Annotated in this window: 13 protein-coding genes; 3 read left to right on the top strand and 10 right to left on the bottom strand. The window is 71.1% G+C overall.

The window, feature by feature from the left end; translation table 11 throughout:
* Positions 1–258 precede the first annotated feature (258 nt).
* Positions 259–450 carry a hypothetical protein gene (locus ACWC21_RS40075; protein WP_450889600.1) on the top strand — a complete coding sequence of 64 codons (192 nt, stop codon included), beginning with the start codon at positions 259–261 and terminating at the stop codon, positions 448–450.
* A gap of 458 nt (positions 451–908) precedes the next feature.
* Here the strand turns inward: ACWC21_RS40075 and ACWC21_RS40070 are convergent, their stop codons facing one another.
* Complete coding sequence (locus ACWC21_RS40070; protein WP_450889598.1) at positions 909–1928, bottom strand: ArsR/SmtB family transcription factor; 1020 nt, start codon at positions 1926–1928, stop codon at positions 909–911.
* Between the two features lie 1624 nt (positions 1929–3552).
* Here ACWC21_RS40070 and ACWC21_RS40065 point away from each other — a divergent pair.
* On the top strand, positions 3553–5043 hold the full coding sequence (locus ACWC21_RS40065; protein WP_450889596.1) for a glycoside hydrolase domain-containing protein: 1491 nt from the start codon (positions 3553–3555) through the stop codon (positions 5041–5043).
* 115 nt (positions 5044–5158) lie between these two features.
* On the opposite strand, the gene ACWC21_RS40060 is transcribed toward ACWC21_RS40065, so the two are convergent.
* The 6 genes from ACWC21_RS40060 to ACWC21_RS40035 all read right to left on the bottom strand — a co-directional run bounded on the left by ACWC21_RS40060 (position 5159) and on the right by ACWC21_RS40035 (position 13548).
* The gene (locus ACWC21_RS40060; protein WP_450889594.1) at positions 5159–5449 is read right to left on the bottom strand and encodes a hypothetical protein; all 291 of its coding nucleotides are present in this window, start codon (positions 5447–5449) and stop codon (positions 5159–5161) included.
* A gap of 158 nt (positions 5450–5607) precedes the next feature.
* Entirely contained in the window at positions 5608–6213 is a 606-nt protein-coding gene (locus tag ACWC21_RS40055) for a GTP-binding protein (RefSeq protein ID WP_450889592.1), read from the bottom strand.
* A complete protein-coding gene (locus ACWC21_RS40050) occupies positions 6194–9847 on the bottom strand; it encodes a hydantoinase B/oxoprolinase family protein (RefSeq protein WP_450889590.1) in 3654 nt (1217 codons plus the stop codon). Before ACWC21_RS40050 ends, ACWC21_RS40055 begins: the two co-directional genes overlap by 20 nt.
* A 24-nt stretch (positions 9848–9871) precedes the next feature.
* A complete protein-coding gene (locus ACWC21_RS40045; RefSeq protein WP_450889588.1) occupies positions 9872–10267 on the bottom strand; it encodes a DUF742 domain-containing protein in 396 nt (131 codons plus the stop codon).
* A gap of 9 nt (positions 10268–10276) precedes the next feature.
* Positions 10277–10711 (bottom strand): roadblock/LC7 domain-containing protein, encoded by a 435-nt coding sequence (locus ACWC21_RS40040; RefSeq protein WP_450889586.1) that lies wholly within the window; start codon positions 10709–10711, stop codon positions 10277–10279.
* On the bottom strand, positions 10708–13548 hold the full coding sequence (locus tag ACWC21_RS40035; protein ID WP_450889584.1) for a nitrate- and nitrite sensing domain-containing protein: 2841 nt from the start codon (positions 13546–13548) through the stop codon (positions 10708–10710). The genes ACWC21_RS40040 and ACWC21_RS40035 overlap by 4 nt, the downstream gene beginning before the upstream one ends.
* A 418-nt stretch (positions 13549–13966) precedes the next feature.
* Between ACWC21_RS40035 and ACWC21_RS40030 the strand changes: the two genes are divergently transcribed.
* A complete protein-coding gene (locus tag ACWC21_RS40030; protein WP_450889583.1) occupies positions 13967–14518 on the top strand; it encodes a hypothetical protein in 552 nt (183 codons plus the stop codon).
* A 48-nt stretch (positions 14519–14566) separates the two neighbouring features.
* On the opposite strand, the gene ACWC21_RS40025 is transcribed toward ACWC21_RS40030, so the two are convergent.
* The 3 genes from ACWC21_RS40025 to ACWC21_RS40015 all read right to left on the bottom strand — a co-directional run bounded on the left by ACWC21_RS40025 (position 14567) and on the right by ACWC21_RS40015 (position 21705).
* Positions 14567–19195, bottom strand: coding sequence for a hypothetical protein (locus tag ACWC21_RS40025; protein ID WP_450889581.1), 4629 nt, complete (start codon positions 19193–19195; stop codon positions 14567–14569).
* Between the two features lie 40 nt (positions 19196–19235).
* On the bottom strand, positions 19236–20114 hold the full coding sequence (locus ACWC21_RS40020; RefSeq protein WP_450889579.1) for a hypothetical protein: 879 nt from the start codon (positions 20112–20114) through the stop codon (positions 19236–19238).
* A 64-nt stretch (positions 20115–20178) separates the two neighbouring features.
* Positions 20179–21705 (bottom strand): hypothetical protein, encoded by a 1527-nt coding sequence (locus tag ACWC21_RS40015; protein WP_450889577.1) that lies wholly within the window; start codon positions 21703–21705, stop codon positions 20179–20181.
* Between the last annotated feature and the right edge of the window lie 232 nt (positions 21706–21937).

Here is a 21937-nt window from a genome sequence, read left to right as displayed (position 1 = left end):
GGATTCCTCCTGAGCCACGGCCCGCTCCCCCATCAGCGATCGGCTCGACACCGGCGACGGGCCGCGACGCGGGGTGGCCGGCCGGGCCGGCACGGCGGACGGCCGGATCCCCTGCCCCCGTCGGGGGCGAGTTCTACGCGCGTGTGCCGCATTAACGTCAAGCACTGGCACCTGACCCACCAGCACCCCGACCTCCGACAATTCTTTCAGACCAAGACCGCCGAGCTAGCGACGAGAAGGACCTCGAACGCGCAGTCCATGGACGCCTTCGAGGAGATGAAGAAGAAGCACAAAGAGCTGCAGGCCCACTGCAGGACCTTGGAAACGCGTCTTCAGCTCTACGCGACCGCCTTGAACCTGCTGTCCCTGGAGAACGCTGCCCTCTCAGGCCGAGACGCTGCCGCGGCCAAGGTCCGAGCCATGCCGCGGCAGCCACAGCACATGCCCTGACAAGCACCGGAAGACACCCGGTTCAGAGCCCTTCGTGACGGTCACGATCGCAGCCCGACTCGGGACGCTGGAGCACACTGTTCCTGTGCCAGGCATCACTGGGGTCGTTCTGGATCAGGTTCGGGCAGTGGGATCGCCAAGGGCCGTGGTGCTTTCTCCGTCTCGGAGCGGGATAGAGAGCTCGCGCTGGGAACGCCAAGGCGTACATCCTCGACGGCCATGATGCTGGACCGCGGCGTCACTGGGCATGGCAGTTCGCGGCATACATTCCGACGGGATCGGCCGGCAGGCGAGTGAGGCAGCTCCGATGGCGCCGGCCCGTCGTCCGGCTTCCCGAGGACCGCAGCGCCCTCTGGTTGGGGCATCGGTATCCGTGTGCCGAGAGCAGAGTCCGCGAGACCCATCAAGCAATCCAGGTCACAGGCCGGCCCGTCGAGGTTCACGCTGCTGCGCCATCGTCAAAGCGTTGGAGTGTGTCTTTGGAGGAGGGATAGACCCAGCGGGGTGAGGGTGTGCCAGACCTTGTTTCCGTCGCGGCGTGAGGCGACGAGTCCTGCGCTGCGGAGCATGCTGAGGTGTTGGCTGGCCGCTGCGGTTGTGACGCCGAGTCGTTGGGCGAGCATGGTGGTGTTGGCGGTGACGGCCAGTTCCGCGAGGGCGGTGGCGCGTGTTCGCCCCAGCAGCGCGGTGAGTGCGGTTGATGGGCCTGCGTCGGGGGGTGCCAGGATCGAGCTGATGACGGCCGCGTCTTGGCCGGCTCGATACATCAGGATCGGCGCTGCGTCGTCCTGGGTGGGTGTGAAGATCTGCGGTTCAGTGGGGCAGAACAGGGAGGGTGCGAGGATCAGGCCGCGGCCGTCCAGGTGGATGTCGGCGGTCTGGTGGGTCCAGGGCTTGTAGGTGGGCAGTTCCAGCACTGGGGGATTCCAGACCAGCAGGGGATGCAGCTCGCTGAGCAGTTTGTCGACGCCGCCCTCGATGGCCTTGCGTGCGCTTGCCATGCATTCGGCTTCCAGGTGCAGGCGTAGTCTCGGCCAGACCGGGCCGATGAACGCGTCGTGACATTGCTGGAGCGCGCCGAGGAAGTCCTCTCGGGCTCGGCGGTCCCCGGTGACGGCGGGACTCAGCCAGGGCGGCATCCGCCGGGCGATGCCCGGGATCGCGGCGAACTCCGCGTGCAGGCGTTTGGCGGGGAGGGACCGTAGCTGCTCCAGCCCCGCATCCAGAGTGTCCACCCTACCCGCCAGGGTGAACAGGTCGGTGGCGCCGCTGTTGTGTGGCGCCAGGAATCCCGCCAGTGAGGCGGCGGTCGGCGGCGCCTGCCGCAGGACACGCGTGCGCCAGCCTGCGAACAGGGACACGTTGGGTGTCTGCTGTCTCAGGATCCGCAGGCTCCACTGCGTCTCGGCCAGCGGCCCCAACACCCACACCCGGACCCTCACGAGGTCCTCAGCCGTGAAATGCAGACGCAGCACCACACCCCCAGTCCCCGGCCAACCCTCGCCGTGTCCAATCGTCACGTCCCGGGCTGTGCTGGGAAGGGCTGTTTTCACGCCGGCTTCCCACAACCACGAACCTCACGTCATGATCATGACATACAGCGCCCGGTTTGGTGGCGAGTGTCGTTATTAAGTCCAGGCGGTAAAGACTTCCAGACGCCCCTGGACGCCTGCCAGCGTTGGTCACGCGCCCGGCCACCACCGGGCTGCGACCGGCCAACCTAGGTTCAGGCCGAGGTTCGGAGACTTGTACGGGAAACACCAGGGCCAGGGTCTGGGTGACGTCGTTGACGTTGGCCGGGCGGCAGCAACGGCTCGATCAGCACCCACAAGCGTTTGTCATGCACGCCCCGATGAGGGCGTCAAGACCACAGGGGGGACGACCTTGATACGCATTCACCTCGGGTCCGAGGGCTTAGGCAACGTCAGGATCCGCGCACTCCCCGACTTCGACGCCGAACCGACAGCGGCCGGGGCAGCCCATGCCCACGGCCGTCTGCCCGACGACCCGCTCATTGTCTCCGCCTCGCCCATACCGCTCTCGCCCAACCGTTGGTCGCGTAGACGTTGCTGTAGAGGTAGCCGTTGGACTCGGCTTCGCCCAAGGCTCGCCCGAGCGGCAACAACGGGGAAAGTCGAGCGGCCCTGCCTGGCCGTGATCGCACACTAGGGGACGGCCGCTGATGACGTATGTCTGTACTTGGTGGCAGCGTGACCGCCGAGTTGTCGAGATTGGCAGGGTGGACGGCTTTCGACATCGGTGAGCACAGCTTGCAACTACCAGGTTCAGGAGCAGGCGGCGTCGCCTGGTACCGAAAGCGTCCACGGCCGTGGACGGTGAGACGGCCAGGGTGGGCCTCATCAGGGTCCCGACTCTCTTGGCCGGCGACCGGTAGGAGGTATCCGCCCAAACACGCAGATCGCCCAGCATGCCGATGAACTCGGCCAGATCGGCAGCATTACGCGGAGCCGACAAGCCGCCCCTCGCCCGCGGGGCCCCTCCCCCCATCGAACCGTGCCCCTGGCAACCGGAGTCCATGACCGGGTGTGCGGATTCGTTTGGAATACCGGGACTTCGCCCAGCCACATCGGGAGCCCGGTCCTGTCGCTTGTGCAAGTCCGGTTCCAAGTGGTGGCCGATGGGGAGCTACGGCCCCAACTTCGACGGCCACGAGTCCTGCTCTGCGTCGGCGCCTGCGGGCGCAGGGGAACCGTCCTGACAGGTGGGGGGGGAATCAGATCAGCTTGAGTGGCTTCCAGTCTGGGATCTGCATCCAGGAGCGCACTGACGCCCCATGCAAGGATCACCGCGGCGGCTGCCGGCCTTCTCGGGCCGGCGAGCGGAGCACAGGCGGCGCCTGCCTCCGCTATGCGCCGGCCAGGCACGGGCTGGCAATGCGCGTCACCGTCCCGCGACTGTATCCCGGGGCCGGGGCAGACGCCTGCCCCGAACCGGCCCGGTTCGCGGCTCTGTTCTGAGCAGGCAGCGACCACGAGGCTGCTGTGGCTCCACGGCGGAGGCATGCCCCCGGCTCGGCTCATTGGCCTGATCGTCGTCGTGATCTCAACCCGCGTTCCATTTACCACTAACCAGGAGTGGAAGTTGACCGAAAAACAGCAATTTCAATCGCCGCTCTCGCGCCGGCGCATGCTTGCGGCCATCGCGGCCGTGACCGTCGGCACAGGAGTCAAACTCGGGCTCGACCTGGGCAACCCGCCCGCAGCTTCGGCCGCCACCAGACTGGGGCTGGACTTCAACACCTATCCCGATCCGAGCCCTTCGACGATCAGCGCAGACGGCTACACCTTCGTCTGCCAGTACCTCGCCGGCCCCGGTGCGCTGACCCGCAGCAGCGCGCTGGCGTTCATCGACGCCGGGATCGACGTGGTGTGCAATTGGGAAATGGCGCAGTACTCCCCGAAGAACGGCTATTCCCAGGGCGTCAGCGATGCCCAGCAGGCGCTGCGCGCGGCAACTGCGGCCGGAATGCCGGCAGCCCGGCCGATCTACTTCAGTCTTGACTGGGACGTGCAATCCGGAGATCTTCCAGCGATCGAGGCGTACTTCGACGGAATCGCCTCAGTGATCGGCCGTGACCGCACTGGAGCGTATGGCGGCTACTACGCGATCCAGCAGCTGTTCAACAACTCCAAGATCAGCTGGGGCTGGCAGACATACGCCTGGTCCGGAGGCAGCTGGGATTCCCGCGCCCAACTCCGCCAGACCCAAAATGACATACAGGTCGGCGGCACGGCAGTTGACAAAGATCAGGCCGTCGCCGACGACTTTGGCCAGTGGGGCGTCTCCTCGCTCACCCACCTCTATGCACTCGCACCCAGCGGTTCCGGCGTGTTCCAGTGGAACGGATCGGGATCGAGCTGGACTCAGATCGGCGGACCCGCCGGAGACATCTTCGCCGGCGGCGCCAGCCTTTTCGCCACCAATCCCAGCACAGGGAACATATACCGCTACAACGGAACCCCGAACAGCTGGAGCCAGGTCGGCGGGCCGGGTTATATGTTCGCCCTGTCGAACGACGCCCTCTATGGCCTGGCGCCAGACCGCAGTGGCGTCTTCCGATGGAATGGATCAGGCAACGCCTGGACCAAAATTGGCGGGCCAGCCAGTCACCTGTACGCCGGGGGTGCCGGCCTGTTCGCCACCAATCCCAGCACGGGCAATATCTACCGGTACAACGGAACGCCGAACAGCTGGAGCCAGGTCGGCGGCCCCGGCTTCACCTTCGCGGTCTCCGACAACGCTCTGTTCGGCCTCGCGCCCGACCAGAGCGGGGTGCTCCAGTGGAACGGATCCGGCACCGCCTGGACACAGATCGGCGGACCCGCCAGCTACCTGTACGGCGGCGGAAGCGGACTGCTCGCCGTCAGTCCCGGCAGCGGCAACGTGTACTTGTACGGCGGAACGCCGAACAATTGGCGTCAGGTCGGCGGCCCCGGCTACACCTTCTGCTCGACCGGCAACAGTTGGTTCGGGCTGGCGCCGAACCAGGATGGCGTGTTCAAGTGGAGCGGCAGTGGCACAGGCTGGTCTCGGATCGGCGGCCCCGCCGACCTCATAGTGACTGGCTCCTGAACGTCCGGCTGCCGGTCCTGGCTCGGTCGCCAGGCCGGCAGCTGCCGATGTGCCATGCCCGGTGACCTGTCTCCTGTCGTGACGGGCCCTCATGCAGCTGAGGCCACGGACCAGTTCAATCCCTGCTGCGCAATCTCGCCGAGGCGGTGGAGAAGACGGCCGGGACCGGCCCATCACCCGTGCGCAACAGCACGTCGACGAACCCTCCAACCGGAAGACCGATGTCAACAAAGATCCCCGTCGCGCCCGGATTCGGGACCGCGGCCACCGTCCCTGAGAGCTTCTGTCCCAACCGCAGACCTCTCCGGGCCTGGTTCCACTCCTCAACGCTGACCATGAAGCACATCCTCGCAGCGGAAGACATCACCGCAACGGGGTTAAGCGGTTGCAACAGTGCTGTTGTCACGATGCCAGAGTCAACAGCAGGTCAGACGCCGCCGGACGAAGAGCAGTAGCAACGCGAACTGGCGGAAGAAGCGCGTGCTTGCACCCGGGCACCCGCACAGAACCGCGGCCCGTACCCCTGTCGGCGGGGGTACGGGCCGTGCATGACCTGACCGAACGTCATGTGGTCACGGTCTGACGGCGGTCGGCCGCGTACGCCATCGCGTGCCGGACGACCCCGATGAGCAGCTCCTTGACGGACTCCCGGTCGCGGGCGTCGCACAGCACGAGCGGTACGTCCTCGTCGAGGTCGAGGGCCCGGCGGACGTCCTCGACCGGGTAACGCGCCGCTCCCTCGAAGCAGTTGATGCCGATGAGGAAGGGGATGGATCGTCGCTCGAAGTAGTCGACGGCGGCGAAGCAGTCCTCCAGGCGGCGGGTGTCCGCCAGTACCACGGCGCCGAGCGCGCCTTCGGAGAGCTCGTCCCACATGAACCAGAACCGTTCCTGTCCGGGCGTTCCGAACAGGTACAGCACCAGGTCCTCGCGCAGCGTGATGCGACCGAAGTCCATGGCCACGGTGGTGGTGCGCTTGCCCTCCACACCGCTGGTGTCGTCGACCGGGCGGCCCGCCTCGGTGAGCAGTTCCTCCGTGCGCAACGGCCTGATCTCGCTGACCGAGCCGACGAGGGTCGTCTTGCCCACGCCAAAGCCGCCGGCCACCAGGATCTTGAGCGTGACGGGCTCGACCGGGGGCTTGCCGCGCTCAGAACGCCCGAAGATCATCGATCTCTTCTCCTGCTTGATGGGGGTCGGGGGACGGCGGCCCGTAGCCTCCGCCACCAGGGGTTTCGATGACGAGTACGTCGCCGGGGCCGACGTCGGCCGAATCGCTTCCGCCGAGTGCGGTGACCGTGCCGTCGGCTCGTTCCACCCGGTTGGAACCCAGGGCGCCCGGACAGCCGCCCGCCATGCCGTACGGGGGGATCCGGCGGTGCTGGGACAGTGTGGAGACCGTCATGGTCTCGCAGAACCGGATGCGGCGCACCGCGCCGTCACCGCCACGCCAGCGCCCGGCGCCGCCGCTGCCACGGCGGACCGTGAACTCCTCGAGCAGCACGGGCAGTCGCCACTCCAGGACTTCCGGGTCGGTCAGACGGGAGTTGGTCATGTGGGTCTGCACGACGCTCGCCCCGGGGAAGCCGTCGCCCGCGCCGGAACCGGAGGCGACGGTTTCGTAGTACTGGAGGCGGTCGTTGCCGAAGGTGACGTTGTTCATGGTCCCGGATCCCTCGGCCTGCACGCCCAGCGCCGCGTAGAGAGCGCCGGTGATGGCCTGTGAGGTCTCGACGTTGCCCGCGACGACCGCGGCCGGCGGTTCCGGGGCGAGCATCGAGCACGGCGGCACGACGATGTCCAGGGGACGCAGACAGCCGTCGTTGAGCGGGATGTCGTCCGCCACCAGGGTACGGAAGACGTAGAGGACGGCGGCGTCGACCACTGAGAGCGGGGCGTTGAAGTTGGTGGCGAGCTGCGCGGAGCTACCGGTGAAGTCGATGGTGGCGCGGCGGGCGGCACGGTCCACGCGGACCTGGACGCGGATGACGGCGCCCGAGTCGGTCTCGTAGGCGTACTCGCCGTCGTCCAGGGCGTCGATGACGCGGCGGACGGCCTCCGCGGCGTTGTCCTGGACGTGGCGCATGTAGGCCTGGACGACGTCGAGACCGAAGTTCCCGATCATGCGGCCTACCTCGTCGACGCCCTTCTGGTTGGCGGCGATCTGGGCGCGCAGGTCGGCGAGGTTGGTCCGGGGGCTGCGGGACGGGTGGGGCGCGTCGGTGAGCAGCCGGAGGGTCTCCTCCTCGCGGAGCCGGCCGTTCTCGGCGAGCAGCCAGTTGTCGAAGAGGACTCCCTCCTCCTCGATGGTGCGGCTGTTCGCGGGCATGGAGCCGGGTGCGATCCCGCCGATCTCGGCGTGGTGGCCGCGTGAGGCGACGTGGAAGAGGACCCGGTCGCCCTGTGTGTCGAACACCGGTGTGATGACGGTGACGTCCGGCAGATGGGTGCCGCCGTGGTACGGGTCGTTGACGGCGTATGCGTCGCCCGGCCGCATGGCCTCGCCGCGGCGGCGGACAACCTCTTTGACGCTGGTGCCCATGGAGCCGAGGTGGACGGGGATGTGAGGGGCGTTGGCCACCAGGTTTCCGTCCGGGTCGAACAGGGCGCAGGAGAAGTCCAGGCGTTCCTTGATGTTGACGGACTGGGCCGTGGATTCCAGTCGTGCGCCCATCTGTTCGGCGATCGACATGAAGAGGTTGTTGAAGACCTCGAGCAGGACCGGATCGGCTTTCGTGTCGAGATCGGAACTCTCCGTGACCGTCGCGCGTTCCATGACCAGATGTCCGTCGTCGGTGGTCGCGGCCCGCCAGCCGTCGTCGACGACGGTCGTCGAGCCGGCCTCGGCGATGATCGCGGGGCCCACGACGGACTCGCCGGGGGGCAGGTGCTCGCGGCGGTACAGGAGTACGTCGCGCCAGCCGCCGCCGGTGTGGAGCCGGGCGGTCTCGGGGGCGGCGGTGCGGCCCTCGTAGGCGGTGAGGGCGGACAGATCGGGGGGTTCCGTGATGCCGGTGGCTTCCACGGAGAGGGCTTCGACCATGACCGGGCGGTCGAGGGCGAAGGAGTACGTGGCGCGATGACGTTCTTCGAAAGCCTGCCTCATGGTGTCGGGCCCGGCGAGCCGGACGGTGAGGGTGGTGTCCGTGCCGTCGTAGCGGAGCTGTGCGCGGCGGGTGACCCGGATGCGGGCCGCCGGAACGTCCTCGGCGAGGAGTTCCGCTCGGGCCGCGGCCTCCAGCTGGTCGGCCGTCCGGTGCACGCCGGGCATCGAGGAGGCCCGCAGAGGCTGCTCGACGGACTGCTCGCGCATCGCGGTGGTGTCGGCCAGGCCGATGCCGAGCGCGGAGAGGACCCCGGCCATCGGCGGCACGAGCACGGTGCGGATGCCGAGGGAGTCGGCGACCATGCACGCGTGCTGGCCGCCCGCTCCGCCGAAGGTGGTGAGGGCGTAGCGGGTGACGTCGTGGCCCTTCTGCACGGAGATCCGCTTCACGGCGTTGGCGATGTTGGCTACGGCGATCTGCAGGTAGCCGTCGGCGACCTGCTCGGCGGTGCGGTCGTCGCCGGTCCGGTCGCGGATCTCGCGCGCGAGAGCGGTGAAGCGGTCGCGGACGAGTTCCGCGTCGAGGGGCAGGTCGCCGCCGGGGCCGAAGACGTGGGGGAAGTGCCCGGGCTGGATACGGCCCAGCATGACGTTGGCGTCGGTGACGGCGAGCGGTCCGCCGCCGCGGTAGCAGGCGGGCCCCGGGTCCGCGCCCGCCGAATCCGGTCCCACGCGGTAGCGGGAGCCGTCGAAGTGCAGGACCGAGCCACCGCCGGCGGCGACGGTGTGGATGTCCAGCATGGGGGCGCGGAGCCGGACGCCCGCGAGCTGTGTGGTGAAGACGCGTTCGTACTCGCCGTCGAAGTGGGAGACGTCGGTGGAGGTGCCGCCCATGTCGAAGCCGATGACCCGGTCGAATCCGGCCAGCTGGGACATGCGGGCCATGCCGACGATGCCGCCGGCCGGCCCGGACAGGACGGCGTCCTTGCCCCGGAACTGCCCGGCCTCGGCGAGTCCGCCGTTGGACTGCATGAACATCAGCGGAACGTTTTCGAGTTCCCCGGCGACGTGCTGGACGTAGCGGCGCAGCACGGGCGAGAGGTAGGCGTCGACGACCGCTGTGTCACCGCGCGGGACGAGTTTCATCAGCGGGCTGACCTCGCTGGACAGCGAGATCTGCGGGAAGCCGGCGCGGGCGGCCAGCTCTCCGACGGCCCGTTCGTGGGCGGGGTGGAGGTGGCTGTGCAGGAAGACGACGGCGACGGCGCGGATTCCGTCGTCGTACGCCTGCTGGAGCGGCCCCGCGAGCGTGTCCAGGTCGGGTGCGCGCAGGACGGTGCCGTCGGCCGTGATGCGCTCGTCGACCTCGACGACCCGTTCGTACAGCGGCTCCGGCAGTGTGATGCGGCGGGCGAAGATGCGGGGGCGGTTCTGGTAGGCGATGCGCAGGGCGTCGCGGAAGCCTCGGGTGACGAGCAGCAGGGTGCGCGCGCCCTTGCGTTCCAGGAGGGCGTTGGTGGCGACCGTCGTGCCCATGCGGACCGCCTCGACGGGCTCCTCGGAGCCGTCGAGGAGAGCGCGTACGCCGGCTACGGCGGCGTCGGTGATGGGGGTCCCCCCGCTCGAGCGGAGCCGGGAGTGGGGGCCGGCGGGGTTGTCGGACAGCAGTTTGCGGCTGAGCAGCCGGCCGTCCGGGCGCCGCGCGACGATGTCGGTGAAGGTGCCGCCTCGGTCGACCCAGAACTGCCAGCCTGTCATGTCACTACCCCGCTTCCGCGCCGGTCACAGCGCCCGGAGGCCGTTGATCACGTCGCGCAGAATACTCTCGTCCGGCAGCTCGGCCGGGGGCACCGGCCGGTTGACGTGGACGAGTTCCTCGTTCACGAGGTCACCTATGAGGACCCGCACCACCCCGATGGGCAGGTCGAGCTCGGAAGCGAGTTCCGCGACCGACTGCGGTGTCTCGCGACAGAGCTCGACGATGTCCACGTGTTCCGGGGACAGCGTCTGGTCCGCTTCCGGATCGTCCGCGTGGGGTTCCGTGACGACCACCGCGATCAGGTCGAGGCGGTGTTGGGCCGGACTGGTGGTGCGGCCGCGTGTCATGGCGTACGGGCGGACGACCGGTCCGGCCTCGTCGTCGAACCAGTGGCTTTTCCCTTGACCGTCTCCGCTCATGTCATCCCACTACCCGCCGGCGGGCAGATCGGTACGCGGCGCGGTGCCCAGATGCACGCCCACGCGCTTGACCAGGAGCGTCATCTCGTACGCGACCTGGCCCACGTCGGAGTCGGCGTCGGAAAGGACGGCGAGGCAGCTGCCGTCGCCCGCGGCCGTCACGAACAGGAAGGCGTCGTCGAGCTCCACGACCGTCTGCCGGACGCTGCCGGCCTCGAAATGCCGGCCGACGCCCTTGGCGAGGCTGTGGAAGCCGGATGCGACGGCGGCCAGGTGCTCGCTGTCCTCCCTGGTGATGTCCTTGGACACCCCCGTGGCGAGGCCGTCGCCGGAGAGCACCACGGCCTTGCGGATGCTGGCAACGCGGTCGACGAGGTCGTCGAGGAGCCAGTTCAGCCCTCCGTTGTTCGTCGCGCTGTGGCCGGTCGTCTTCGGTGCGGTCATCGACCGTCCCCCTCTGTCGTTCCTTGTGCTGTGCCGTCCCGGGCTTCGTCGCCCGCGGCGTTCTCCTTACGGCCGCGCTGCCAGCCGCGCTGGAGTGAGGCCATCCGGCTGCGTACCTCGTCGGCGTCGCGGTCGGCCGGCTCCGTCTGGGGCTCTGCCCGCCGTGCGGGACCCTGCCTCAGCTGTGGGGCCAGGCTGGCCTGCCGGACGCGTCTGGGCAGCGGACCGGTGCCGGACCCGGCGTCCTCGGGTGCGCCTTGGGCGCGCGGGCCGGAAGTGTCGGGGTTACCACCGGAAACGCCCGCGGGGCGGCGGGACCGCTGCGGCAGCGTGGGAGGCTGCGACGGTTCGTCCGGGGTCGTGGCCGGGTGATGGGCCCGTTCGTCGGCGCCGTCGGCCGGTCCGGTTTCCCGGCGGGCCGCCGCTTCGCCGCGGCGGCGGTTCGGCAGTGGCGCCAGACCCGCGTCCTGTTCCGGACGGCGTTCGGAGTCCGGGAACGGCTTCTCCTCCGCCCGGTCGCGCCGGGAGCGCTGCTCGGTGACGGGCCGCCCGTGCGAGCTGACCAGCTTGGGCGTTCGGCGCCGGGGCAACGGCACCGGGGCGCTGAAGGCGTCGTCGCCGTGCGGTGGGTCTGCCGCCCCGGGGGGCTGCGGAAGGGACCCGCCCGGCCAGGGCCGGGCCTCGTCGTCCGCGCCGGCGAGCGAGCGTCGGTGGCGGAAGAGGGCTCCGCGTTCGCTCCCCTCGTCGGTGAGAGCTCCCGGGTAGCGGTCGAGGGCGTCCAGGTCGACGGGTGCCTCCAGCTCGACCGGACCGTCCAGGAGCGATGCGGGCAGGCCGGGCAGCTGCGCGGATGTCTGGCCGAGCGCCGGTGTACGGCCCTCCTCGCCGGTGACCGGCCTCATCGGCTCGCGGTCGAGGCGGAACCCGAGGCCGTTGGTGTCCGGGACGTCGTCGGTGAGCAGGACGTCGGGGATGAAGACCACGGCAGTGGTGCCGCCGTAGGGCGACTGCTGCAACGAGACACGGACGTTCTGGCGCTGAGCGAGCCGGCTGACCACGAACAGGCCCAGCCGGTCGGTGTCGGAGAGTTCGAACTCGGGAGTCTCGGCGAGCCGGAGGTTGGCCTCCAGCAGTGCTTCGGGCGCCATGCCGAGGCCGCGATCGTGGATCTCCAGGGTGAAACCGTTGGCGACCCGCTCGCCGAGGACCTGGACGGCGGTGTGGGGCGGCGAGAAGACCGTGGCGTTCTCGAGGAGTTCGGCCACCAGGTGGGTGAGGTCGGCGACGGCCGGGCCGGTGACCGCGACGCGCGGCAGCCGGCGGACCTCGATGCGCTCGTAGTCCTCGACCTCGGCCACGGCGGCCCGGACGATGTCCATGAGCTGCACGGGCTTGCGCCACTGCCGCGAGGGAGCGGCGCCGGAGAGGATCACCAGGCCCTCGGCATGACGGCGCATCCGGGTGGTGAGGTGGTCGAGGCGGAAGAGGTCGGCCAGTTCGTCGGTGTCCTCGGTCCTGCGCTCCATGGTGTCGAGGAGTGTGAGCTGCTTGTGCAGGAGCACCTGGCTGCGGCGGGCGAGGTTGACGAAGACCTCGGCGACTCCGGCGCGCAGCTCGGCCTGCTTGACGGCGGCCTCGACGGCGGCGCGCTGCAGCGTGTTGAGCGCCTGGCCGACCTCGCCGATCTCGTTCTTGTCGTACTCCAGACGCGGAACCTCCGTTTCCACGTCGACCTGCTCGCCCGCGGACAACCGGCGCATCACACTGGGCAGCCGGACACCGGATGCCTCGTGCGCCTCCAGGCGCAGTTGCCGCAGATCGCGGATGAGCCCGCGACCGACGCGTACGGACAGGAAGACGGAGAGCAGCAGGGCCACCAGTCCGAGGACGCCGGCGATGGCCGCCTGGACGATCACGCTCACGGCCACCGGGTGCATGCGGTCCTGGTAGCGGTCGCCCACCTGGTCGTCCAGGGTGCGGAGTCCGTCCAGCACATTGCCGGCGGTGGTGTCCCAGGTCTTGGCGGTGACGCCGTGGGGCGTTCCGGACCGGTCGGCGATGACGGCCTGTTCGGCCGTGCGCAGCGGGGCGACGGTGGCGTTCTTCCAGAAGCGGTCGTAGCGATCGCGTTCCGACGACGGCAGCAGCGGGAGGCTGATGTCGTACAGGAGGCTGCGCTGGGCGACGAGGTCGGACACCTCCCGGGTCTCGTCGGCGGACAGCTTTCCGACCACCAGGGCGGAGCCGACCAGGGCGTCCTCGCGGGAGAGCAGTTCACGGGCGCGGGTGACGTTCACGAGCGCGCGGGCCTGCTTGTCCATCTCCACGTCGTCGACACCGTCGAGAGAGGCCAGCAGGGTGTAGCACGGGTCGATGAGGCGGTCGTAGCGGTCGAGGGCCTGGGCACGGGTCACCGTGCCCTCCCCGACACCGCTGCGCAGTGAGCCGACGCCTTCGAAGGCGTCCAGGACGGCGGTGAGGCGTTCGTAGTCCTCCTGGTCCATTCCGTCGCGGACGTCGGGATCCTGTGCTTCCTTGCGGATCCTTGCGATGGCGGCGTCGGTGGCGGTGCGGGTGCGGCGGAGCGCGGAGAGAGCGTCGGACACCCTCGGGTCGGCGAGATAGACCAGGGTCTGACGGCGTTCCTGCTGCAGGACGCGGACGGTGTCCTCGGTGGGGTAGCGGACGTCCTCCACGACGTCCGTGACATGGAAGAGCTGGGCCACTTCCCGGCCCGTGAGCACCGTCGCGAAGCCCCAGATCGCCGTCAGGGACACCAGCGGCACGAGGAGCAGCGCCACGATCTTCCGGCGGATGGACTTCCCGCGAAAGCGCATGGCCTCCCCCAGCTCGACCCCCGCCGACCGGAGGTACAAACGTGCGTCAACAAACGGCGCGAGCCTACTACCGCCACACCGTTAACTCGAAGGCGAGTCCGGAAGGTGAACTTCCACTCCGGGCGTGCGACGTGGCGAGTTGTCCGGGCATTGCGGGAGATTGTCACCATGATCGAAGCGGGAGCCGCTCTGGGGAGCGGCCGTTCCGGCTGACCGGTTGGCCGGAATTTTTCGGCGGTTGGGAATCTTCGTGACGCTTCGTTCGTCCTTTCCGATGGGAGATGAGTGCGGAATCGGCTACAGGAGCCGCAACCCGCATCCGGGCGGCGTAAAACAGCGCAAGCCGGGCACGCAGTGGGGAGTTGGTGTCTTCGGATGCCGGAGCGAGCGTGTGCCGGCGGTGGGGAGTGACACGGTGATGGGCACGGCGGAGCGGCGCAAGGCGCCCGAGGACGGCGGGGCGGTGCGCCCCGAGGCACTGAGAGACCCCCAGGCACCGGGCGGCGGCATACGGCCGCACGGGTCCGACGGCAACGCGACCAGTGGTGCGGGCGCCGTCCGGGAGGAACGGCGGCCCTCCTACCGGCCGTTGTGGGTCGAGGAGCCCGCGCGGCGGCGACGGCTGCCCGACCCGGTGCGGACGGCGGCCGTCAGGGCGGTGCTTCTCATCTCCGTGACGCTCATTCAGGCCATGGTGGCCTTCCTGTGCACGATGGCCGGGTCCTGGCTGGCGTTCCCCATGGTGATCAGCAGCGTGGCGAGCACGGTCGTGGCCACCTGGGGCGCGGTCGACGTGTGGGTGACCCGCCAGGTCTGGAACCAGCGGGGCGGCGTGGTGTCGGAGCCGAGCAGCACGGCCCGCTCGCTGCGGCGTGAGCGGCGTGCCGCCCGGCGTGAGGCACAGGCCGTCGAACGAGAGCGGGAGCGGATACGCCGTCGGGGCGGCGCCGGACAGCTGTCGCACCCCTGAGGCGCGGGGCGCCACCCGGACGACGGAGCGCGCCCCGACGCGTGACGGCTACGCGGGCCGTTTGAACATCCGTGTGGCCGTGATCTCGCTGTGCACCGCCTCTCCCGCCTGGGGCTGCTGGGGCAGTCCCGGCCGGAGGTGCTCCTCCACGCTGATGTACTTCAGTCCGGCCCTGAGGTCGGCGTCGTTGCGCAGCCGGATCACCAGCGGGAACTCGGCGAGCGCGGTCGTGTCGAACAGGCCGGTGGTGTACAGCAGCTGCACGCCGAGTGCGTCGGACACGGCCCGCTGCAGTTCCAGCAGGTACGTGGCGTTGGCGCGGCCGATCGGGTTGTCCAGGAACAGCGTGCCGGCGTGCCGGTGTTTGTCCCGTCCCCGGTCGTTCGACCGCAGTGCCGCCATGGTGCAGTAGAGGGCGATGGCCGCGGTCAGCAGCTGGCCGCCGGAGAACACGTCGCCCATCTGCCCGACGGGGACGCGCTCGGCACGCAGCACGGCGTCGGGCTTGAGGATCTCGACGGCGACGCCCTTGGGCTGGAGCGCGGCGGCGACTCCGCGCAGCAGCAGGGACATGCCGTCGCGGCGCAGGTCGGAGTTCTTCTTCACCGCGGCCCGGGTCGCCTCGTCGATGACGTCGCCGAGCCGCTCGGTGAGCGTGGCCTGGTCGGGTTCCTCGAAGCGGATACGCAGGAACTCCTGCCCCGACCACTCGCCGAGCCCCTCGGGCAGGCGGGACAGCCGCTGCGCGGACCGCAGGGTGGCCAGGGCCGACTCCACCAGCCCGCGCAGGCGGTCCACGATCGAGTCCCGGTTGCGCTCCAGCTGCTCCAGTTCGTCCGTGAGGACCCGCAGTCGGGGCGCGAAGGCCTGCGCCCACTTCTGGGCGTGCTCGGGCAGCGCCGAGGCGGGCAGCTCGCGGATCTGCTGCCGGGCGGGGGTGCGGACCTGCTCGTAGCGGGTGGAGTTGGCGTGCCGGACCAGGACGTCGCCGGCCTCGCGTACGGCGCCCTCGGCGGCCGACAGGTCGGCGGCGCACCCGCGCAGCGAGCGGCGGGCCTCGGCGGCCGCCTGCCGGGCGTCGTCCAGGCTGCCGGGGTAGGGATCCGGCGCCTGCTGCTCCTCCTCGGCGGCGTGTTCGCGCAGCAGGTCGCGGAGCATCGCGGCGATCTCGTCGAAGCCGCCCGCGGCGTCCTCGGCGGCCCGGTGCGCCTCGAGCAGTTCGGTGTGCGCCTCGCGGGCCTGGGTCAACGCCTCGGTGCGGGAGGCGAGCTCGGCCGTGGCGGTGCGCAGCAGCGCCTGGGCGTGTTCCGCGTCGCGCGGAAGGAGGTCCTCGGGCAGCTCGGTGTGCGCCTCGCCGTCCTCGGGGGCGTGCCGCTCCGCCTCACCGCGCAGTCGGCCCAGCTGTTCGCTGGCGCTGGACATACGGGTCTCCAGGAGCTGCACCAGCTCCTCCGCACGCGCCGCGGCGGCCTGCCGGGAGGGCCCGTCGGAGCCGTCGGGCGACTGCAGCAGCTGCTCCGCGCGCGTGCGGACCTTGTTGCTGAGGCGGTCCAGCTCGGCGCGGGTCGCACTCTCGTCGCTCTCCGCGCGGGCCTGCTCGGCGCGCAGGTCCGCGCCGACGCCGACCTTCTCGTACAACTGGGAAGCGGCCCGGTAGGCCTCGCGGAGGGCGGGCAGGGACGACTTGGGCGCGTCCGTGCCGTCCTCGGGTACGTCATCGGGGGCGCCCGCGATCTCGGAGCGCTCGGCGCGCAGCGCCCGGGCGGTGCGGCGGGCGTCGTCGGCCGCGCGCTGGGCGGCTCGGCGGTCCTCGTCGGCGGCGCGGGCGCGCTCCAGGCACACCTGGGCGCGGGCCTCCGACTCGGCGGCCTCGTCGGCGAGTTCACGGAGCTTGACCTGCCAGCCCGCGCGCTCGCGCAGCCGGAAGGCGAGCCCGGCGAGGGCGTCGGCGGCACGCCGGGCCTTCTGCGCGGCCTCCTGCCGCTCGTCGCGCACCTGCGCGGCCTCGGCGGCGGCCTCGTCCGCCTCGGCCCGCACGGTCCGCGCCTCGGCCAGTTCGGCCTCGGACTCCTCGGCGAACGCGCGCGCCTCCTCTGTCGCCCGCGCCAGCTCGGTCAGCCGCCCGGCCGGGCAGCCGGTACGCCAGGAGGCGAGCCGCGCGGCCAGTTCCCGGTCCTTGCCGAGCCGGGCGGCGAGCGCCCGGATCTCCTCGTCCCGCTCGGTCGCCCGCGCGCGCAGCGCCTGCCGCTCCTCGTCGGCGGCGTGTTCGTCGTGCATGGCCGGGTTCGGCGGGACGAGGAACACGTCCGCGGAGGTCGCGTCCGCCGCCGGGGTGGGGGCGAGCAGCGCGGCGGCCGTGCCGACGGCGACGGCGGACCGCGGCAGCAGGGCCGCCTCGCCGAGCACCTCACGGGCACGCACATGGGTTTCGGGGTCGGTGATGATCACGCCGTCGACCAGCTCCGGGCGAGCGGTGAGCACGCGTGCGTGGTCGGTGGGGTCGACGGCCTGGGCGAGGTAGCGCCAGCCGGGCAGCGCGGGGATGCCGTGCTCCCCCAGGTACTCGACGGTGGCGAGGACGTCGGGTCCGGGCGGCAGCAGCCCCCCGTCGCCGAGGGCACCGAGGATCCGGGAGTCGTCGGCGGCGGCGGTACGCAGCTCGAAGAGGTGGCGCTCGGCGGTGGAGACCGCGTCGTCGAGGAGCTCACGCAGCTCGTCGGCGAAGCGGTCGAGCTCCTCGGGTGTGAGCGGGCTGCCTTCCGGCCCGGTCGAGGGCTCCGGATGGGCGTCGCCGTCGGGCCGGGGCCGGGGGATACCGGGGCGTGCGTCGTCGCTCACGAGGCTCAGCAGCTCCGCGAGCCGCTGCTCCACCGCGAGGGACTCGGCGAGGCGGCGCTCGGCCTCGTAGGAACGCTCGGCTGCCGTCGCCGCGTCCGCCGCGCGGGCCGCCGTCAGCTCGGCGCGGGACTCGGCGGAGGCCGCCTCACGCGCGTGTTCGGTGGCCTTGCGGGAGGCCTCGCGTGCCGCGTCCCAGGCGGTGACGGCGGTCTTCTCGGCGTCGTTGGCCGCGAGGGCCGCGCGTGCGGGGTCGGCGTCGGGCGCGCTGTCGTCGAGCCATCCGGCGCGGACCGCCTCGGCGGTCTCCTGCTCGACCTCGGTCAGCCGCTGGCGCAGGTGCCCGGCCTCACTGCGGGCTCGCTGGGCCTCGGTGGCGGCGGCGGTCGAGTCCCGGTGGGCGGAGTCGCCGACCTCCTGCAGGGCGGCCGAGCGCTCCTCCTCCTCGTTGGCGAGGTCCTCGGCGCTCTCCGCGGCGGCGTGCAGGGCCCGTACCAGGTCGACGGCGGCCTTGGCGCGGGCGGCGAGCGCGGGGGCCGCGTCCCGTTCGGCCTCCTGGATCGCGGCGGCCACACGGGCGACGCGGTCGGCGGCGGAGCGGTGGCGCAGCACGGCTTCGGCGGCCTGCCACGCGGAGTGCAGGGTGCGCGCGTCGGCGAGCTCGCGCTTCTGCGCGGCGGCCGACTTCTCGGCGGCGGCGAGCGCCAGGGAGGCGTGCCGGTAGGCGAGTTCGGCCGCGATCAGCGCGCTGCGCTCGCGGGCGCCCTCGGAATGCGTCACCGCGTACGCGGCGGCGGTGACCCGCTGGGCGAGGTCGGCGGCCCGCACTCGTTCCCGCACCCCCCGCGCGGACAGCCGCCGGGCCAGGTTGCGGGTGCGCCGCTCGGCGCCGGCGTGGACGTCACGTGCGCGTGAGCGCGCGTCGGTGGCCTCGACGATCCGGCCGAGCAGGTCGACGGACCCGGCGGTGAAGTCCCGTTCGGCGATCAGTTCGGCGCGCCGGCCCAGCTTGCTGCCGAAGCCGCTGACGAGGTCGGCGAGACCGTCGGTGTCGCGGGTGTCGGTGACGGCGCGCAGCAGCAGGTCGGTGAAGTCGGAGTCCTTCTTCACCGCGAACAGGCCGGCCGCCTCGCCCTCGTCGGCGTTCATCTCCCGCTGGTAGCGGAAGAGTTCGGGGTCGAGGCCGAGCTCACCGAGGTGCTCGATCCACCGGTCGTGGATCTCCTCCCAGTGCACCTCCAGGTGCGGGTACGCCTTGCCAGCCTCGGTGAGTGCGTCTCTGAAGCCCTTCATGGTCCGGCGGCGGCCCTGGGCGCCGGAGGCGCCCTCGACGGGCGGCCGTACGGCGGTGGACTCGGCGACGGGGAGGTTGTCGAGGCTCAGTCCGGGGCCGGGCCGGAACGAGTACCAGGCCTCGGCGAACTTGCGCGGGTCGTTGGACACCTGCCGTCCGCGCCACTCGCTGACCTTGCCGACGACGACGCACTCGCCGGTCAGCACGTGCTGCCACTCCAGCGCCACGTGCCCGCAGTCGTCGGCGAGCAGGAACTTGCGCAGCACGCCGGAGCTGGCGCCGCCGAGGGTGTTGCGGTGCCCCGGCAGCATCACGGAGAAGATCAGCTTGAGCAGGACCGACTTGCCGCCGCCGTTCTCCAGGAAGAGCACGCCGGCGGGCGCGGGCCGGCGCGGCGGGCCGACCGGCTCCTCCGCGAAGAACTCCGCCTGGGTGGGCGCGGGTTCGGGCACCGGGTCGCCCACACCTCGCAGGTCAAGCACGGTGTCGGCGTAGCGTGCACCGGCGGGCCCGATGGAGTAGAGGCGGACCCGGGACAGCTCGTACATGGCGGACTCTCGCGTCAGTTCTTCGGCAGGTCGGGATGGTTCAGGAGTGGAAGGGCAGGCCGGCGTCGGCCACCAGGTCCAGGTCCTCGGTGTCCTCGGCGGGCAGCAGGCTGGCCCTGCCGTCGGTGACCGGGACCACGCCCAGCTCGAGAAGCTCGGCCATGGCGGCGCTGCCCGCCAGGTCGCGCACCTGGAGCTGGTAGCGGGCGGTGGTGCGGTAGGTGCCGCCGCCCTCGTCACCCGTGCGCTGCAGGAACCCGGAGTCGGTGAGGAACCCCACGGCCTTCGCGACGATGCCCGTGGTCGAGGCGGCGGGCCGGCGCGCGTCCTTGGTGGCGCCGGTCGCACTGCGTCTGGCCCAGATCCGCCATGCGGCCTCCAGGCCGGGTGCGTCGGTGACCGGGTCGGTGTTCTCGCCCTGCTCCTCTGCGCGTTCCTCCAGACGCCGGCAGGCCTGCCGGACGAAGGCGTCCACGCCGTTGACGGTGACGCGGCCGATGTAGCCGTCGTCGGCCAGGTCCTCCGGGCGTGGGAACGCGAGCGCGGCGACGGCGAGATGGGCCAGCCCGTGCAGGAACCTGTCCCCCGAGTCGGCGGACGTGCGACGCGCGTAGTCGCCCATGCGGACGGCGAACACCGAGTCCTCGGCGGCCGTCACGGCCATGCCCGCACGGGGGGAGACCTCCAGCACCACGAGACCGAGTCCGGTGGCGACCGCGTCGGCCAGCCGCGCGAACGGCGGGTCCTCGCGGTAGCGGCGCAGCAGATCGGTGTACTCCTGGTCACGGGCGGGCTGGAGCTTGGGCTGCAGCCCGAAGGAGACGAGCCGCGCCGCGTCGGCGGCGTCGGCGGGCGTGACGGCGGAGCCCGCCGGCGCGGCGGCAGGCTCGGGCTCACTCCGGTCGACGTGCTCGGTCACGGCTTTCGCTCCTTGTCGATGGCATGCTCACGTTCGTAGGTACTGCGGGCGCGGTCGGCGGTGTTCACCCGGCCTCCGTCCGGTCCGCCGCCATGCCCGCCGCGTCCAGCAGGGCGGTGCCGACGATGAGATCGGCCCCGCCGAACTCCGGATCGTCGAGTTCCGTCCCGTCGTCCACGGCGAACAGCAGTCTCTCCTCGCCCTGCCGGTAGGCGGTCCCCACCGGCGGACTGGCCGCGTGCACCGCCAGCAGGGCCACCAGGTAGGGGAGGTCCGGATCCTGCCGCCGCGCCTCGGCCAGCAGCCCGGACAGCCGTCGGGGCGCGTCCGCCGGAAGGGCCAGCAACCGCGTCGCCGCCGCCAGCTGCTCCTCGCTGAACCGGCTGTCGTCCGGCGTGGCGATCAGGTCGGGCGACGGCATCTCGGCGCCCAGGTGCTCACGCTCCACCGGCGGCGTCAGCAGTATGTCGACGAGGTCGACGACCCGGACGGACACCGGTGTGCGCAGGCCGGTCCCGCGTGCGAAGAAGGCGTCCGTGACCCGGGTCGCCTGTTCCAGGGGCAGGGGGAGGACGGGCGCGACGAGGTGTCCGTACAGATCCAGGCCCGAGGTGGTCAGGGGTGTGGCGAAGGCCTGCCGGTCCTGCTCGGCGCGGAACAGCGGCCCGGCCTCCAGCAGTCGGGACTGCAGCTGCGTGTGCCGCCGGATGCAGTCCTTGACGATGTCGACCAGTTCGGCGGCCCGTCGCTTGTGTCCGGGGTCCTCGGTCTCGTCGCGTGCCTTGCGGATGTTGGTGAGGATCGCGTTCTCGTGGCGGTACCGGTCGGCCACGTGGTCCAGGGCCTCGGCGATCATGTCGGGGACGGCGCTCAGCCAGTCCACCGCGCGGACGTTGCGCCGGGTCGCCTCCAGGGCACGGCGCAGGGTCTCCGAGTACTGCACGGTGCGGTACCGGGCCTGTTCGGCGGCGAGCTGGGCGTCGGCGAGGCGGCCGCGGTTGATGAGCACCTCGAGTTTGACCTCGGCGGCGATCTGGGCGCTGGTGACATCGGTGTCGAGGGCGCCGACGAGGACGTTGACGGCCTCGTCGGTCGTGCGGAGGTATACGGTGCCGCCGGGGCCGGGGACCTCCTCGATCAGCTTGAAGTCGTAGTCACGGCGCACGTAGGTGCCGTCCGGCGCGAAGGTGCCGTACACCGCGCGGAAACCACGGTCGACGCTGCCGACGTTGATCAGGTTCTCCATGACCCAGCGGGCCACCCGCTCGTGCTCGGCGACGGGCCGCCGCGGGGCCTGGGCGGCGATGCGCGGGATGAGCCGGGCCACTATCTGCTCGTGGTCGGCGCCGGTGTCGAAGTCCATGTTCAGCGTGACGAGGTCGATGGCCGCGAGGGCCACTTCCGCCATGCCGTACACCGAGTACTCGCCCGCCAGGTTGGCCTTGCGCGCGTCGAGGTCGTGCAGCGGCGCGGTGCAGGCGAGCGCGCGCAGCCGCCGGGCCAGCCCCTCGTCGGCGGCCGGGCCCGGTGCCGGGCGCGGCCCCGCGCTGAGCTGGGGCGGAACGCTGTCCGTCGATGCAGGCGAAGTCACGGTGCACAGACTAGGTCCTCGGTCTGACAACGACCCAAACGACGCAGATGCCGCCCCGGTCACCGCCGTACCACCGGTACTGCTAGTGCTGCGACCGGAAAGGTTTGCCGGGAAGCTCGCGGCGTCCGGTGCGGTGTCTCGCAAGGCGGAGCATCACCCGCGTACTGGATGTACTCGGGTGGTGCGACAACGCGGCGAGGTGCCGTGCCGGGCGTCGCGAGCCGGTGAACCT

Source organism: Streptomyces sp. NPDC001348 (assembly GCF_053597535.1).
The sequence above is the reverse complement of the archived record's forward strand: the minus strand, read 5'-3'. Positions and strand labels throughout refer to the sequence as shown.